The sequence below is a fragment of the Mycobacterium colombiense genome, from assembly GCF_003284975.1.
GTDB lineage: Bacteria > Actinomycetota > Actinomycetes > Mycobacteriales > Mycobacteriaceae > Mycobacterium > Mycobacterium europaeum_A.
This window is the reverse complement of the sequence record NZ_QMEU01000055.1, coordinates 1-15634: the sequence shown is the minus strand read 5'-3', so window position 1 is coordinate 15634 and position 15634 is coordinate 1. Positions and strand designations below refer to the sequence as shown.

Here is a 15634-nt window from a genome sequence, read left to right as displayed (position 1 = left end):
CGCAGAGCTGGGACGACATCACGCCGGCCTGGATGTCGGCGGCCCTCGCGGAGAGTCACCCCGATGCCGTCGTCGACAAGGTGGCGGTCGAGCTTCGCGACGACGGCACCAACCGGCGCGCCCGACTAGCGCTGAGCTATTCGGCCGGCGACGGTCCGTCCACGGTATTCGTCAAGGCCGCCGATCCGGCTCACAAAGAGCTGATCCGGATGACCAGCGGGATGTTCCACGAGCCGCGGTTATTCACGTCCGGTGTTCCCCTGCCACTCGAACACCCGGCGGTGTACACCGCCGTGATCGATGAAGACGCCTACGACTTCATCATGGTCATGGAGGATCTGAACGCACGTGCGGCGGATCCCCGTGATTCGCTGCGCCCGCTGACCGTCGACGAGGCCGCCTCCGGAGTGCGTGCCCTGGGTCGACTGCACGGCCGATACTGGGGCGGGCGCGTACTGCGACATCCAGGTCTCGTCTGGCTCGAACCGTTCCTGCCCTTCGACGGTCTGCAATACGCCCCGCTGCCGTCGGCCCTGGAACTCCTCGATCACGACACTCCCGCCGAGGTGCTGAATCTGACCATCGACCATCTCGTCGAGTCAGTGTGGAAGCCGTACATCCGGACCCTGACCTCATCGCCCCAGACGTTGCTGCACGGCGATCCACACATCGGCAACACCTACGTCACGCCACACGGCGAAGTAGGGTTCCTGGACTGGCAGATGACGCGCCGGGGAAACTGGTCACTTGACCTCGGCTACTTCCTGCAGGGTGCCCTGACGGTTGAGGATCGCCGCAGGCACGAACGTAGCCTCCTCGACGAATACCGCGATGCCCTCGCGCTGTCCGCCAACGAGATTCCGTCTCCCGCAGAGGTTTGGTTGCGCTATCGCGCGTCGGTCGCACACGGGTTGACTTTATGGCTGTGCACGGCCAGCGCCGGCGGGGGACTGTGGCAACGCGTCGAAGTCGCCGCGGCCCTGGCCCAGCGATACGCGGTCGCCTTCGGCGACCTGGAGAGCGCGGCCGCGATCGCCGCGATTGCGCGCTGAACCCGCGGCACCCCGTCAGGTGATCGGTGGGTCCGGAGGCGGGGCAGCATCCGTACCGGGGGGTTGCTCGGTGGGTGTTTCCCTCAAATAGCGCCTCAGCCGCAGCAGCTGATTAACCACCATGCCGATGCCGAGCAGCATCAACACCACCACTACTGCCACCACGATTGCGGTGCTCACGAGTCCATGATGACAGGGCGTGGGTTTCGATAGCTCCTGTTGCTGGGTAGCCACAGCGGCATGAGCAACGAAGACAAGCTGAAGAACAAGATCGAGGACCTGGGCGGTCGGGCCAAGGAGGCCGTCGGCAAGGCGACCGGGGACGACGACACCAAAAACGAGGGCAGGGCGGACCAGGCGAAGTCCAGCCTGAAGGACGCCGGCGAAAAAGTGAAGGACGCCTTCAAGAAGTAATGAACACCCGCAATGTGTCGGCCGTCATGTTGGCGCGCCGACTGTCGACTTGTCTGCTGTCCGCGGCGGCGGTGTGCGGTGCGCTGGTGGCCAGCGCGCCGACACCGACCGCGGTGGCCGAGCCGTGCCCGGACGTCGAGGTCGTCTTCGCCCGGGGATCCGGTGAGGCGCCCGGCGTCGGCGGGATCGGTCAGCCCTTCGTCGACGCGTTGCGCTCACAGGTCGGCGGCAGGTCACTGACCGTGTATCCGGTGAATTACCCTGCCAGCACTGACTTTTCGAACCCAGACTTTCCGTTGACCGTCATCGACGGTATCCGCGACGCCAGTTCGCACATCGAGTCGATGGCCGCGAACTGTCCCAACACCAAAGAGGTGCTCGGCGGCTACTCGCAGGGCGCCGCCGTGGCGGGATACACCACCTCGGCCGCCGTGCCCCCTGGCGTGCCCGCGTCCGCGGTGCCCCCGCCGATGCCGCCCGACGTCGCCAAGCACGTCGCCGCCGTGACGCTGTTCGGAACGCCGTCGGGCCAGTTCCTGCAGAAGTACAACGCACCGCCGCTGACCATCGGGCCGTTGTATCAGCCCAAGACCCTGGAGTTGTGCGCGCAGGGTGACCCGGTCTGCGGCAAGGGCGACGGCAACGATTTCGCCGCGCACACGTCATATCCGATCAACGGCATGACGAACCAAGCGGCCGACTTCGCCTCGAGCCACCTGTAGGTTTGGCGGTCTTGCAGAATGAGGCCATGCGGGTTCTGATCACGGGCGGTACCGGATTCGTCGGCGGATGGACCGCCAAGGCCATCTTCGATGCGGGGCATTCCGTCAGGTTCTTGGTGAGAAACCCCGACAAGCTGCAGACCACCGTCGCCAAGCTGGGCGTGGACGTCTCGGACTTCGCCGTCGCCGACATCACCGACCGGCTCGCCGTGCGGGAGGCCTTGCAGGGTTGCGACGCCGTTGTGCACAGCGCCGCACTGGTGGCCACCGACCCGCGTCAGACGGCCGAGATGCTCGCCACCAATATGCAAGGCGCGCAGAACGTCCTGGGACAGTCGGTCGAGCTGGGCCTGGATCCCATCGTCCACGTGTCCAGCTTCACCGCGCTGTTCCATCCCGACCTGGAGACGCTCACGGCGGACCTGCCGGTGGTCGGGGGCGCGGATGGCTACGGAACCTCCAAGGCACAGGTCGAGATCTACGCCAGGGGCCTGCAGGATGCCGGGGCGCCGGTCAACATCACCTATCCGGGCATGGTGCTCGGACCGCCGGTCGGCGACCAGTTCGGCGAGGCCGGCGAGGGCGTGCGAGCCGCCCTGCAGATGCACGCGATCCCGGGCCGCAGCGCGGCGTGGCTGATCGTCGACGTCCGCGACCTGGCCGCGCTGCACGCCGCCCTGCTCAAACCCGGGCGCGGACCCCGCCGCTACACCGCCGGCGGTCACCGGGTGCCCGCGGCCGACCTGGCCAACCTGCTCGGCGAGGTCGCCGGGACGCCGATGGTCGCCGTCCCCATCCCGGACACTGCGCTGCGCGTCGCGGGCGCGGTGCTGGATCGAGCGAACCGCTTCCTGCCCTTCGAGACGCCGTTCACCTGGGCAGGAATGCAGTACTACACCCAGATGCCGGCCTCCGACGATTCCCCGAGCGAACGAGAACTCGGCATCACCTACCGGGATCCGCAGGAGACGGTCGCGGATACCTTCGAGGCCATTCGCTCCGAGGACTCCTAGCCGCGACGGGTGTCAGGCCGCGGGCTTGATCTCCAGGCCGACGTGCACCTTGTCGATGCCGCCGCGGACGATCGAGTGCGCATAGAACCACCACGCGTGATACCAATACCGCTTGAGGACGGCGTTGTAGACCCGCCGCGTCTCGGATTTCGGTAACACCCGGGCGACGGCTTCGACCTCGTCGCTCTTGGGTTTGCCCAGCGCCGCGCTCTTGGCGATCGTCACCCTGGGAGTGTTGTTGATGCGCTTGGTTTTCCACGATCCATCGTCGGTGATCACCAATAATTTGTCGTCGCCGTCGGGCACGCCCCAGATCGGCGTCGGTTTCGGACGCCCGTCCTTGGTGAATGTCGTCAACAACAGGTATTTGGATTGAATGACGTCCTTGAAGCTGGTGGCCACCGGGGTTCCTTGTCTGTGGATGGATGCCCCACCCATTCCCCGATCGCGAACTTCCCAATCATGTGATGGTCAACCAGGCCGCCGACCGTCCGGCGGAGCGTCCCACTCGCGCATCAATCTTCTTGGAAATCCCCGTGTTTGATGCTCAGGTGTTGCGCCCGCCGTTGACGCCCAGTATCTGGCCGGTGATGTATCCGGCCTCCTCGGAGACGCTGCATTCGCGCCGGTGATGGCCCGCCTGCACGGACGGTGAACCTTGACCACCGCGACTTCAGGTGCGAGCATGGCAGCTATCGAAGTTTGGGCGATCGCTCAAACCAGCTGGCTGAACAGTTTGTGAGACGGCCCAATGGCGAAGCGCAACCAGATACAGCGAATACCACGATCGCTACGCGAATTATCGGCTCGAGCTCTCCGGGGACGGCATCCTGTTGATGCAGTGCCAGACCAACGGTGGCAGCCTATCTCCCACGCCGTCAACGTGTTCAAGCAGAACCGCATCCCGGACTCCGGTGCCGCGTTCTTCGACATGGTCGCCGAGCCGGTTCCCTGACCGGACCTGTGATAAGACGACACAGTGACCGCATCCCAGCGACCGAAGGCGCGTGACTCGACCACGCGAGACATGCTGGTGGCCGCCACGAGTCAGATCATGCTCGAGGAGGGCTACGCCGCGGCCACGTCACGGCGGGTAGCGGCGAAGGCCGGCGTCAAACCGGCCCTGGTGCACTACTACTTCCCCACCATGGACGAGCTGTACCTGGCCGTCTTTCGCCGCGGCGCCGCGATCTACCTGGAGCGCCAGCAGAAGGCGTTGTCCTCCGACCGGCCGCTGCACGCCTTCTGGGCAACGCTCATCGAACCCAAGGACACCCGGCTGCTGCTGGAGTTCATGGGACTTGCCAACCATCGCAAGGAGATTCGGGCGGAAATCTCGGCGTGGTCGGAGCGCTGGCGCGAACAGCAGATCACCGCGCTGAACTTCATCGTTCGCGAACACGAGCTCGATACGGACGAATTCCCGCCCGCGGCCCTGGCGGTCGTCATCGCCTCCATCGGGCGCACACTGATCCTCGAGCAGGGCCTCGGTACCCACGGCGGCCATGACGAGGCCATCGCGTTGGTCAATCGCTTCCTGGACCGATTCGAGATGCCCACGCCGAAGAGACGGCGCGGCAGCTGACGCGGCCGGCACGCCGAGCGGCTAAGCGCCGAGTGTGGGCCCTGCGCACGCGGCGGGTCGAGAAGTCGTGCATAAGCCTCACGCTCGGCGAGTCACACTCAGTCGTTCTCAGGGCAGCACGACCCGCAGTCGCTCCCAGCCGCGGACGGTCGACGTCGACGCCAATTGCGCAGTTTCGTAATCGATGTCCCATTCGGGCCACCGGTTGAGGATCTCGTCCAGCGCGACGCGGCCCTCGAGGCGGGCCAGGTTGGCACCCAGACAGTAGTGCACGCCCTTGCCGAAGGTGATGTGCGAGATGTTGTCGCGGCGGATGTCGTAGGTGTCGGGGTCGGTGTAGCGGCGGTGATCGCGATTGGCGGCGCCGAACAGCAACAGCATCGCGCTGCCGGCCGGCACCGTCGTGCCGTAACACTCGAAATCCCTTGCCATCCATCGGGCGACGTGCGGACCGGTGGGTTCGAATCGCAGCGTCTCGTCGACGGTGCGGGTCAACAGTGACCGGTCCCGGTAGACCTCGCGGCGCTGGTCGGGGTGCTCGGCGAGCACTTTGGCCAGCCAGCCGATCAGCCGGCCGGTGGTCTCGTTTCCGGCCCCGGCGACCACCTGCGTGTAGTGCAGCACCTCCTTGCGGGTCAGCTTGCGGCGCACTCCGTTCTCGTCGTCGAATTCGACGTTGAGCAGCGTCGTCATCAAATCGTCCGAGGGGTTCTTGGAACGCCATTCGACGTAGTCGGCGTAGATGCGGCCGTCGGCGATGGAGTCGGCGTCGGCGACCTTCAACGGCGCGCCCGGCTTGGTGCGCAGGTTGGCGTCGTTGGCGTCGCGCACCGAGATCTGTTCGGATTCCGGGATTCCCAACAGCATTCCGATCACGCGCATCGGCATCATCGAGGCGAGTTCGGCGATGATGTCGAATCCGCCGGAGCCGACGAGCGGGTCCAGGCAGCGCACGCAGTATTGCCGGATCTGATCCTCGAGCGCGGCCATCCGGCGGGGGGTGAACACCCGCGACATCAGCCCGCGCAGCCTCGAGTGTTCGGGCGGGTCCTGGAACATCATGACGCCGCCGGGCATGTCGAATTTCGACTGGACGAGCTCGAGGATGTCGCTTCGTCTGTTGGAGAAGGTCTCCCAGTTGGCCAGGCCGCGTTCGACGTCGGAATGCCTTGACAGCGCCCAGAAGTCGTAGCGCTCGTTGTAGTAGATCGGCGCTTCCTCGCGCAGCCGCGCGTAGATCGGGTACGGATTGGCATTGATGTCGACGTCGTAGGGGTCGTAGTAGACGTCGGTGTCGTTGGTGACCGTCATCGATGCTTCCTTACTTCAGGCAGCTGCCGGCGTCCACCGGGAGCGCGACCCCGGTAATGTAGCGAGCCTCGTCGGAGGCCAGGAACAGCACGGCATTGCTGATGTCCTGGGCGGTGACCCACGGAATCGGCAGCGTGTGGAAGGTCTGGCAGATCGGCGCAAGATCGTCGGGTCCAGGGTTGTCCAGATCGGGGCGAAACGCGTGGAAGGTGCCCTCGTTGATCAGCAGCGGTGTGTTCACATGTGTCGGCAGCACGGCGTTGACCCGAATCATCTTGTGTCCCAACTCGACTGCGAACGCGCGCATCAGCCCTATCACCCCGTGCTTGGCCGACGTGTAGTGCCCGGTGTGCAGGTAGGCCTTCTTGCCGGCGACCGACGAGGTCAGGATGATCGAACCGCCGCGGTCGCCCTCCAGCAGGTGCCCGACACCGGCCTTGACCGTCTTCCACACGCCGCTGAGGTTGACGTCGATCATCTCCTGCCACAGCGCCTCGTCGGTCTTGTGCAGCTTGCCGGTCATCGTGCCGATGCCCGCGTTCGCGACGATGACGTCGAGGCGGCCCAGCTGTTCGACCCCGCTGTCGACCGCCGCCCGCAACGCGTCGTACTCGCGGACGTCGACCTCGGCGGTCACCACGCGAGCCCCGGCGTCCTTGACCATGCCGGCGGTGACGTCGAGGTCTTCCGGTGTCGCGGCGGGTGCCGGCGATCCGTCAAATCCCCGGCAGATGTCGACCGCGATGATGTCGGCACCCTCCTGCGCGAGCCGGACGGCGTGACTCCTGCCCTGCCCCCGTGCCGCACCGGTCACGAAGGCGACCTTGCCGTCCATCCGACCCATGACATCCTCCACCCATACACTTTTGGGCGATCGCCCAAAAGTCTGGCGCAGGCCATGTCTAGCAGCATCGCGACGAGTCCGTCAAGACCGCAGGGCGGCCTCGATCAGCGTTGCCGCGGCGGCGCGCGCATGCACAACGGGCGCGGTGTCATTCAGCGACGTCGCCATCGCGGTGGCACCCTCGAACAGCACGGCCAGCTGCTGGCCGAGCAAGTGAGGGTCGGCGGCACCGGCCTCGCGAGCGACCGCGATAAGACGGTCACCGAAGTTGCGCTTGTGGGTTCGCACGATGTCGTCCGTCGTCGTCAGAGATCCGGCCGATTCCACCGCGGCGTTGTGAAAAGGGCAGCCGCGCACGATGTCCGATTGACGTAGGTCGAAGATGGCCAGCAGGCGCTCGCGGGCGGGCAGATCGCCCTCGTCGAGGCGGCGTTCCGTGGGCGAGCCGCCGCGGGCGTCGATGTTGCGCAAATAGGTGTCGATGAGCTCGTTCTTGCTGGCGAAATGTTGGTACAGCGTTCGCTTGGAGACGCCGGCCTCTTGGGCGATCAGTTCTACCCCGGTCGCGTGAATGCCGTTGCGATAGAAGAGCCGGGCCGCGGCGCGCTCTATGCGTTCGCGTGCACCGCGCCCGGCGACCCGAGGCGTCTGTGCTGCGGATGCGCTCACATCACCATGGTACACCGACCGGTTTACAAATGACCGGCGAATAGCTAGCTTAGTGCTGACGAAGTAAACCGATCAGTTTTCCGCCGGAGGGCTGCATGGTGTATTCAGACGCTCGAGAGGCCGAGGCCACGGGGTGGGGCGAGCCTCAGTCCCGCCTGATCAGCTGGCACGACCCGATCTCCACCCAGGCCGCCGCCGCGTCGATGTCGGGCCTGTCCTACTGGCGAGCGGTGTCCGACGGGCAGTTGCCGCCGCCGCCGATCGGTGAGCTCATCCAGATGCGCATCGCCGAGGTGGAAAACGGTCGCATCGCGTTCAGCTGCACACCCGACGGGTCCATGTACAACCCGCTGGGAACGGTGCACGGCGGCACCCTGTGCACGCTGTTGGACACCGTCACCGGCTGCGCATTGCACACCACACTCGCCGCGGGCTTCGGGTACACGTCGGTCGAAATCAAGGTCAACTACCTCAAAGCCGTCACCGTGGCCAGCGGACCACTGACCGCGGTGGGCACGGTGGTCAAGGCGGGTGCGCGCATCGGGTTCACCGAGGCGAAGGCCACCGATGCCTCCGGAGCGCTCGTCGCGACGGCGAGCAGCACCCTGTTGATCTTCGAATTACCCAGTCGCACAACTCAATACAACGGCAACGGCAAGCATCGCTGAAAGGACCGGCCCGCCATGACCTGCGTTTTGATCACCGGCGCCAACCGCGGTATCGGCCGTGCCGTCGCCACCGAGTTCGCCGGCCGCGGTCACCGCGTGGTCGCCACCGCCCGTGATCCCCGCACCCTGGCGGATCTCGACGTCGCCCTGCGGCTGTCCCTGGACGTCACCGACGATGCCAGCGTCACCGCGGCCGTCGACGCCGCCGGCGAAATCGACATCGTCGTCGCCAACGCCGGAGCGATCTTCTACGCCGCCGTGGAAGCCACGCCGCTGGCCGAGCTACAGCGGCTGCTCAACCTCAACACCGTCGGCGCGATCCGCGTGGCCCAGGCGGTCCTGCCGCAGATGAGGTCCCGACGTGACGGGAAACTGCTGTTCATGTCCAGCGTCCTCGGACGCGTCGTGCTGCCGCCCGGGGCGGCATATGCGGCAACGAAGTGGGCGCTGGAAGCCCTCGTCGAGGCGTTGGCGATCGAGGTCGCGCCGTTTGGGATTCAGGCCGCCCTGCTAGAGCCCGGAGCCGTGAGCTCCGGGGCGCTCGACGACGTGACCACCTACACGCTCCCCGACGATCCCTACGCGGCGATCCTGCGGGCTGGCGGCGCCCGCGCAGGAATGATCACCCCCCAACAGGTCGCGGCCGAGGTGGTCGATGCCGCCGAGAAACCGCAACTGCCGCTGCGCATTCCGATCGGCGGAGCGGCCAGGGCGTTGTTGACCGCCCGCCGCGCGGCTCCCGACGATGTCCCGTTCATCATGGGGGCGGCCGAGACATGACGGTCGGGTGGCGAAGGACAAGGCGGCGACCGGTCTGCTGCTGATCGATCCCTACAACGATTTCATTTTCACGGTGGCCCGAGACGCCACGGCCGACGAGGCCGTTGCCACCACCGCCGCTCTTTAAGCCAACGTCACGGGGCCGCGGCGATCCGTAAAGATTTGCGGCGCGCGTGTGAAGGCTTCGTTAAGAACGAGGCACGCCGCCCGCCGAACCCGCACGGTAGAGGCATGACGCTCGCCGCTACCCGCGACGGCGCCCTGCGTCGCGCCCAGGCGCCGCTGCGCGCCATACCCGGAGCGGCGTCGGTGCGAGTGACGACGAGCTACGCGGTCGTCCTGCTCGCCATCTATCTCATCCTCGCCGCGCTGGGCCCGCACGCGCACGAGGTGGCCGTGAGCCGAATGAGCACAAACATTCACAACCTCGGGCGCGGTCACCTGGGCACCTTGATCGGCAGCGCATTCGTCAACGACGGCGGCAATCTGTTCTTCTGGCTGCCCGGGCTGGTCTGCCTGCTGGCCCTGGGCGAACTCATGTGGTGCGGCAGGGGCTTGCTCGTCACCTTCGCGGTCGGGCACATCGGCGCCACGGTGATCGTCGCGGTCGGCCTGGTCGCCGCCATCGAAACCGGGATGCTGCCGGTTTCGGTTGCCCGCGCCAGCGACGTGGGAATCAGTTACGGCGCGATGTGCGTGCTCGGCGCGTTCACCGCCGCGATCCCGGCCCGCTGGCGCGGGACCTGGGCGGGTTGGTGGCTGGGAACCGCGGTGGTGGCGGCCGCGGGTGCGGACTTCACCGCCGTCGGCCACGTGGTGGCGCTGCTGCTCGGCATCGGCTTGTCGTTCCGGTCGCGGTCGGCGGCCTCGTGGGCACCCCTGCACCAGGCGCTGCTCCTGGTCGCCGTCACGTTCGGCTATCTCTTGCTCGCCGGACCTTCGCTGATGGCGCCCGCCGGCGGGCTGGCCGGTGCCCTCATCGGGCTGGCCACCAACCGCTCGCTAGTCGGCGGGTCCCACCAGCGTGTCGACGTGGTAGCGGCTGGCGGTCCAGGGCGGTGAGTCGGCGGTGGGCGTCAGAGTGATCGTCACCTGCGCCTTGCCCGCCGTAACAGATCGCGGCACCAGGTAGGCGTCGTCCAGCCAGCGGTGGAAGCTGTTGCTGCGCGGCTGCAACCAATTTCCCGTGGGTGTGCCGTCAACCGCAACGTCGGCGGATTGAAAACCGATGGCCTGATCCGATGTCCGCCGCAGCAGGATGCCGTGGTTCTCCGCATCGATCTGGACGTGAAAAGTGATCGCGCCCTTGCTGATACGGACCGAACCGACGACCGGCAGGGTGTCCTGGGCGCCTTCGTACTCGCTGATCAGGAGCTGGTCTGTCGCGTCGGAATCGGCGTAGCCGTGCAGGACTCGATTGACGGGATCCGTCGGGCTGACGTCGTCGCCACCGGTGACGCCGGCGACCGGCTGTGTGTAGAGGAATGCCGTTGAGCCGTAGTCGGGTTGGACCATGTTCCGTTTGCCGTGCTCGATGCCGAATCGGATCGCGGAGTGATAGCCGATGGCGTCGGCCAGCATGATCCGGTAGACGGCGACGCAATAGTCGGCGCAACCACCGGAGGCAGTGCGTTGATCGGGCTGGCCGTTGAGGGGGTTGCTGAAGTGGATGCCGCCCTTGAAATACCAGCCACCCTCATACAGGTCTTCGGTGCCGGTGCCGTACCACTGCGGTGACGCGGCACCGTCGGTGTAGACACGCTCGGCGCCCTCGAGAAAGTAAGGGGCATCGTCACTGAACGCTGTTTTGGTTCGATAGCCGCGGATGGTTTGGCTGATACCGACGAATTTGCCGCGTCCAGCTTCGTCGGCGAACAACCAGTCCTGGCCGAGTGCCGTCGGGCCGGCATGCGAGCGAGCGGTGAAGTAGCCGGCTCGGCCGCTGCTCAGCGCGGGCGCCCACTGGGCGTCGGGAGTGGTGCCGACGTCGCTGTCTATCCCCGACACCACATCGGCGCCCGCGTTGACCAGTGTTACGTGCACCGACTGCGCGAAAGGCATTGGCCACCAGGCGCATAGCAGCAGTGACCCATCGGGCTGTGCAGTGGTCGCGAACATCAGCGATCGCACGGGGTTGGCCCCCAGCCCGGCGCCGAAGAACTCACCTAGTGGGGAGTCCACCATGGTCCGGCCGTCGAACTCGATCTGTAGCCGCAGGGTGGTCAGCTGCGCAGCCGCCGGCTCGGGCAGCTGCAGCCGCAGGGCCGAAACGGTCGCCGGGCCAGTCGTTTCGGCGATGGTTTGTCCGGCGCCGGGGGCCAGCTCGACGATCCGATTGGTGTGCGCGGCAACCATGGCCGCCGGTTTGGGGTCGGCCGTACCGGCGGCTCGGAGCGTGTCCAGCACGTCGAGCGCGGGGTCGGTCGGTGAAAAGGTGTCGACTCCGTCAGCGTCGGAAAACTGCCGATAGTCGACGTGGTAGTACTCCAAATGGGATGTGACGCTGACGCGCATCGAACGCCGATACGGCATCGGCACCTTGATGTAGTCGCCTCCCGGCGATTGAGCGGCGTTGGCGACCAGCGGCCACACGAACGGTGCCCCCAGGTTGCCGTCGACCAACGATTGCAGCGGGGTGTCGACCACCGTCTGCCCGTCCAGCTCGATGCGGATGTCTCCGAGTGCGCGAAGATTGCCGCCGTCGCGGGTCAACCAGATCGATTCGAGCTCTCCGGCACCGTGATCCTCCGCGATGACGCAGCCGGCGCCTCCCGGCGCCAAGCACCCGCCGCTGCCGTTGCGATTGCCCGTCGATATGTCGTAGTCGCCGCCACTGCGATCGAAGCTGGATACCTGCAGAGTCTGCGAGCCGGGATGCAAATACGGCAGCCGATCCAGCCGCCGATAGGTGTCCCAGCCGACCAGTCTTTCGCCGAATTGTTTTGTCGCCGGCGCGACCGGCTCCGCCGCGGCCGCGCCCGCGGCGGGAATCGTCGACAGCAGCAACGCGAATGTCACGGTGCATAACCGAGCCGCCACCGACATAGCACCTGAGCCTACGGAACGAGATCCCGTACCCGCAGTGCAGCCTCGCGGGCAATTCCGTACTGAAAGTCCGATTTCTGCCGTCAGAACGAGTTTGTATCCTGTTTTGAGCCAACAGGATTGCGCTACGGCGAGGATCGGCATTCAAGTACCCCGTTGCGGCACAGCAGGACTGGATTTTGACGGGTTACTTTCTGAACTCCCGCGGTAAGACGCCCAAAGATTGACGACCGCTACTCGTCTACTTTCAGTCAAGTGAAGTAATTGGACGAAAATTACTCGTTCCCATACTCATACGAGGGCGCGGCGCGTAATATTCCTACTCTCGGGCGTCAGATTTCTCCTACGGACGGAGTGGTCATGTCTGGTCTGAAATACAAAGTTGTTCTTGGTTTGATCCTCACCTTCACCGCCATCACGGCTTCCGGCTGCACGACGCCGATAACAATCGATTGCGGACCCAATCTGACCTGCACGATGTAGGCCTGTCGGGCTACCGGCAGGGTCTCAATCACCCCGCATCCATTCCTTGGTACGGCCCGTTTCATGGGCCAGTCGAGTAGTTTCTCCATGGCATTGGGTGTCCGCATTCGCACGGTCGAATCCCGCTATGCGCCGGCCTGGCGGAATGCACCGTGGCAGCATGATCCGAGCCCTGATGGCGCGAAAAATGCCGGGCGGCAAGGGTTTGTAGGTGCCGTCGGTTTATTCGGGGTGCGCACGCTCTTCGCGAATTGCTTGGGTGACCTTTGCGCGCGATGGCGGTAAACTAATCGCCTCAGCCAGACGGTCCCCAAAGCCGTTGGTCCCGACGCCTTGACGGATCGGGTGAGAGAATTCGTGAAGTCCAAAGTTGTCACTGTGACAAATCGGCTTAAGCCACTGCGGCGCAACGCAATGCCTTTTGCTCGGGCGCCCCGAGTGATAACGTTGAGATCCTCACATGGGCGCAGCGGTGCGGGACGGTAAAACCGCGGCCGAGAAAAGTCCGTGCGTTTCGTTTAGTCCTTCTCGTTTTTGAGATCTCGATCCCGGCTGGGCTGAACGCGTTTGGGCTCGCCGGGCATTTTCGGGTAGTTCGGCGGATACGGCATGTCCCCCAGCCCGCGCTCCTCGTCGGCGTCGGCCATTTCCAATAGGGCAGCGATCGATTGGGCCGCATCATCCATTGCGGCCCAAGGGTCTTCCCGGTCCTTGACCAGATCTGGCACGGTCGCCATGGTGTAATCGTCCGGCTCGGCGCCTGCCAGCTCGTCCCATGTCAATGGCATCGAAACGGTCGCGATCGGGGTGCGTCGCACCGAATACGCCGACGCCATGGTGCGGTCCCGGGCGTTCTGGTTGAAGTCGATGAAGATGCGCTCGCCGCGTTCTTCCTTCCACCAGGACGTGGTGACGGCATCGGGCGCACGGCGCTCGACCTCGCGGGCCAAGGCGATGCCGGCACGGCGCACCTCGATGAAATCCCAATCGGTCGCGATCCTCAGAAACACGTGGATACCGCGACCGCCCGATGTCTTCGGGTATCCCGCCAGCCCCAGTTCGTCGAGCAGCGGCCGCAGCACGTCGACCGCGACCGTGCGCGCCTGCTCGAAGGCGACGCCGGGCTGCGGATCCAGATCGATGCGCAGTTCGTCGGGGTGGTCGGTGTCCGGGCAGCGCACCTGCCATGGGTGCAGGGTGACCGTGCCCATCTGTGCCGCCCACACGACAGCCGCCGGATGGGTGACCTTCAGCGCGTCGGCGGTCCGCCCCGACGGAAAGGTCACCCGGCATGTCTGCAGGTAGTCGGGATGGTGCTGCGGGATCCGCTTCTGGTAGATCTCCTCGCCGTCCACGCCGTCCGGGAACCGCTGCAGGTGGGTGGGCCGGTCGCGCAGCGCGTCGAGCATCGGACCGCCCGCCACGGCACGGTAGTAATCCACCAGGTGCCGCTTGGTGCCTTTCGATCCCAGTTTGGGGAAATACACCTTGTCCGGATTGGTCAGCCGCACCGCGATGCCGTCGACGTCGAGCTCTTCTGCAGCAGCCATACCTCCGATTCCAGCACAATCAGGCTATGGACCTCCCTGTCATGCCGCCGGTGTCGCCGATGCTGGCGAAGTCGGTTCGCTCGATTCCCGCCGATGCGTCCTACGAGCCCAAGTGGGACGGCTTCAGGTCGATCTGCTTCCGCGACCACGACCAGGTCGAGCTGGGCAGTCGCAATGAACGGCCGATGACGCGCTACTTCCCCGAGCTGGTCGCCGCGGTCAGGGCCGAGTTGCCGCAGCGCTGCGTGATCGACGGCGAGATCGTGATCGCCACCGACCGGGGCCTGGATTTCGAGGCGCTGCAACAACGTATTCATCCGGCGGATTCGCGGGTGCGCATGCTCGCGCAGACCACGCCGGCGTCCTTCATCGCGTTCGACTTGCTCGCCCTCGGCGACGACGACTACACGCGGCGGCCCTTCACCGAGCGGCGCGCAGCGCTGGTCGACGCTGTGTCTTCAGCGGCCCGGCCGGGCCGCATGATCCACGTCACGCCGGCGACGACCGATCTGGACACCGCGCAGCGCTGGTTCGACGAATTCGAGGGCGCGGGCCTCGATGGCGTGATCGCCAAGCCGCTGGACATCACGTATCAGCCGGACAAGCGGATCATGTTCAAGATTAAGCACGAGCGGACCGCCGACTGTGTGGTCGCCGGTTATCGGGTGCACAAGTCCGGTGCCGACGCGATCGGTTCGTTGTTGTTGGGTCTGTATCAAGATGACGGCCAGCTGGCGTCTGTCGGGGTGATCGGTGCGTTCCCGATGGTTGAGCGGCGGCGGCTGTTCAGCGAATTACAGTCGCTCGTCACCGATTTCGAAGGTCACCCATGGAACTGGGCGGCGCACGAAGCGGGCGAGCGGACGCCTCGGAAGAACGAATTTTCCCGCTGGAACGCCGGCAAGGATCTGTCGTTCGTGCCGCTGCGGCCCGAGCGGGTGGTCGAGGTCCGCTACGACCATATGGAGGGCCGGCGGTTTCGTCATACCGCGCAGTTCAGCCGGTGGCGCCCGGACCGCGACCCACGCTCGTGCACCTACGAACAGCTCGAACAGCCGGTGACGTTCAGCCTGGGCGACATCGTGCCGGGGCTCGGTTCGGGTTCAATTCTTTGATTTCCCAACCTGTTTGAGGTTGGGCCGATGCTGGTCATGACCGGCGGCGGTAGGGCACCTAGTTGGTTGTTGGTGGTGGTTGGGGTTGGAAGGGGGTGTACCACCACCAGTCGGCGCGCTCGCCGATCGGTCCCGGACAGGGTGGGACTGTGGGTGGGGGTTTTGTGGGTGGGCGGGCCAGTGATCCCGGGCTCAATGGTCGGCCGGTGGTGTCGGTGACGGTGAGTGCGTGTGCGGGTCCGGTGATGGTGAGGACGCCGCGATGATGCAGCCGGTGGTGGTAGGGGCACAGCAGCACCAGGTTGGCCAACTCGGTGGGGCCGCCGTCTTCCCAGTGCCGCAGGTGATGGGCGTGCAGGCCGCGGGTGGCGCCGCAGCCGGGC

18 protein-coding genes are annotated in these 15634 nt (G+C 65.8%); 9 read left to right on the top strand and 9 right to left on the bottom strand.

Features of this window, described 5'->3' with window-relative positions:
• The first annotated feature begins 32 nt into the window (after window positions 1-32).
• Window positions 33-1052 (top strand): phosphotransferase, encoded by a 1020-nt coding sequence (locus tag DQP58_RS17145; RefSeq protein WP_112709493.1) that lies wholly within the window; start codon window positions 33-35, stop codon window positions 1050-1052.
• A gap of 15 nt (window positions 1053-1067) precedes the next feature.
• Here DQP58_RS17145 and DQP58_RS26835 read toward each other — a convergent pair whose 3' ends face one another.
• Window positions 1068-1232 carry a hypothetical protein gene (locus tag DQP58_RS26835; protein ID WP_165827901.1) on the bottom strand — a complete coding sequence of 55 codons (165 nt, stop codon included), beginning with the start codon at window positions 1230-1232 and terminating at the stop codon, window positions 1068-1070.
• A 60-nt stretch (window positions 1233-1292) separates the two neighbouring features.
• Between DQP58_RS26835 and DQP58_RS17140 the strand changes: the two genes are divergently transcribed.
• Genes DQP58_RS17140 through DQP58_RS17130 form a run of 3 tightly spaced genes read left to right on the top strand, consistent with a single transcriptional unit; the run spans window position 1293 to window position 3201 of the window.
• Window positions 1293-1466: a CsbD family protein gene (locus DQP58_RS17140; RefSeq protein ID WP_112709480.1), complete on the top strand. Its 174-nt coding sequence runs from the start codon at window positions 1293-1295 to the stop codon at window positions 1464-1466.
• Between the two features lie 26 nt (window positions 1467-1492).
• Window positions 1493-2188: a cutinase family protein gene (locus tag DQP58_RS17135; RefSeq protein ID WP_430916192.1), complete on the top strand. Its 696-nt coding sequence runs from the start codon at window positions 1493-1495 to the stop codon at window positions 2186-2188.
• Between the two features lie 26 nt (window positions 2189-2214).
• Complete coding sequence (locus tag DQP58_RS17130) at window positions 2215-3201, top strand: SDR family NAD(P)-dependent oxidoreductase (protein WP_165827900.1); 987 nt, start codon at window positions 2215-2217, stop codon at window positions 3199-3201.
• A gap of 12 nt (window positions 3202-3213) precedes the next feature.
• On the opposite strand, the gene DQP58_RS17125 is transcribed toward DQP58_RS17130, so the two are convergent.
• Window positions 3214-3603 (bottom strand): PPOX class F420-dependent oxidoreductase, encoded by a 390-nt coding sequence (locus tag DQP58_RS17125; protein WP_112709491.1) that lies wholly within the window; start codon window positions 3601-3603, stop codon window positions 3214-3216.
• A 625-nt stretch (window positions 3604-4228) separates the two neighbouring features.
• Between DQP58_RS17125 and DQP58_RS17115 the strand changes: the two genes are divergently transcribed.
• Window positions 4229-4786 carry a TetR/AcrR family transcriptional regulator gene (locus tag DQP58_RS17115; RefSeq protein WP_112709478.1) on the top strand — a complete coding sequence of 186 codons (558 nt, stop codon included), beginning with the start codon at window positions 4229-4231 and terminating at the stop codon, window positions 4784-4786.
• 108 nt (window positions 4787-4894) lie between these two features.
• Here DQP58_RS17115 and DQP58_RS17110 read toward each other — a convergent pair whose 3' ends face one another.
• From DQP58_RS17110 to DQP58_RS17100, 3 genes are all read right to left on the bottom strand, one after another.
• The gene (locus DQP58_RS17110) at window positions 4895-6097 is read right to left on the bottom strand and encodes a cytochrome P450 (RefSeq protein ID WP_112709477.1); all 1203 of its coding nucleotides are present in this window, start codon (window positions 6095-6097) and stop codon (window positions 4895-4897) included.
• Between the two features lie 10 nt (window positions 6098-6107).
• Window positions 6108-6941 carry a mycofactocin-coupled SDR family oxidoreductase gene (locus tag DQP58_RS17105; RefSeq protein ID WP_165827899.1) on the bottom strand — a complete coding sequence of 278 codons (834 nt, stop codon included), beginning with the start codon at window positions 6939-6941 and terminating at the stop codon, window positions 6108-6110.
• Window positions 6942-7022: 81 nt separating this feature from the next.
• A complete protein-coding gene (locus DQP58_RS17100; protein ID WP_112709475.1) occupies window positions 7023-7610 on the bottom strand; it encodes a TetR/AcrR family transcriptional regulator in 588 nt (195 codons plus the stop codon).
• A 95-nt stretch (window positions 7611-7705) separates the two neighbouring features.
• Between DQP58_RS17100 and DQP58_RS17095 the strand changes: the two genes are divergently transcribed.
• The 3 genes from DQP58_RS17095 to DQP58_RS17085 all read left to right on the top strand — a co-directional run bounded on the left by DQP58_RS17095 (window position 7706) and on the right by DQP58_RS17085 (window position 10120).
• Window positions 7706-8278: a PaaI family thioesterase gene (locus tag DQP58_RS17095; protein ID WP_112709474.1), complete on the top strand. Its 573-nt coding sequence runs from the start codon at window positions 7706-7708 to the stop codon at window positions 8276-8278.
• Window positions 8279-8293: 15 nt separating this feature from the next.
• Window positions 8294-9058 (top strand): SDR family oxidoreductase, encoded by a 765-nt coding sequence (locus DQP58_RS17090; protein ID WP_112709473.1) that lies wholly within the window; start codon window positions 8294-8296, stop codon window positions 9056-9058.
• 231 nt (window positions 9059-9289) lie between these two features.
• Entirely contained in the window at window positions 9290-10120 is an 831-nt protein-coding gene (locus DQP58_RS17085; RefSeq protein WP_112709472.1) for a rhomboid-like protein, read from the top strand.
• Here DQP58_RS17085 and DQP58_RS17080 read toward each other — a convergent pair.
• From DQP58_RS17080 to ligD, 3 genes are all read right to left on the bottom strand, one after another.
• Window positions 10061-12103, bottom strand: coding sequence for a glycoside hydrolase family 172 protein (locus tag DQP58_RS17080; RefSeq protein WP_112709471.1), 2043 nt, complete (start codon window positions 12101-12103; stop codon window positions 10061-10063). The two genes, DQP58_RS17085 and DQP58_RS17080, sit on opposite strands and share 60 nt — an antisense overlap.
• 332 nt (window positions 12104-12435) lie before the next feature.
• Window positions 12436-12618 (bottom strand): hypothetical protein, encoded by a 183-nt coding sequence (locus tag DQP58_RS17075; protein WP_133259390.1) that lies wholly within the window; start codon window positions 12616-12618, stop codon window positions 12436-12438.
• 486 nt (window positions 12619-13104) lie between these two features.
• Window positions 13105-14136, bottom strand: coding sequence for a non-homologous end-joining DNA ligase (gene ligD / locus DQP58_RS17070; protein WP_112709469.1), 1032 nt, complete (start codon window positions 14134-14136; stop codon window positions 13105-13107).
• 26 nt (window positions 14137-14162) lie between these two features.
• Between ligD and DQP58_RS17065 the strand changes: the two genes are divergently transcribed.
• A complete protein-coding gene (locus DQP58_RS17065; protein ID WP_112709468.1) occupies window positions 14163-15251 on the top strand; it encodes an ATP-dependent DNA ligase in 1089 nt (362 codons plus the stop codon).
• A gap of 58 nt (window positions 15252-15309) precedes the next feature.
• Here DQP58_RS17065 and DQP58_RS17060 read toward each other — a convergent pair.
• The coding region (locus tag DQP58_RS17060; protein ID WP_133259389.1) for an HNH endonuclease signature motif containing protein at window positions 15310-15634 on the bottom strand (325 nt) is incomplete at its 5' end.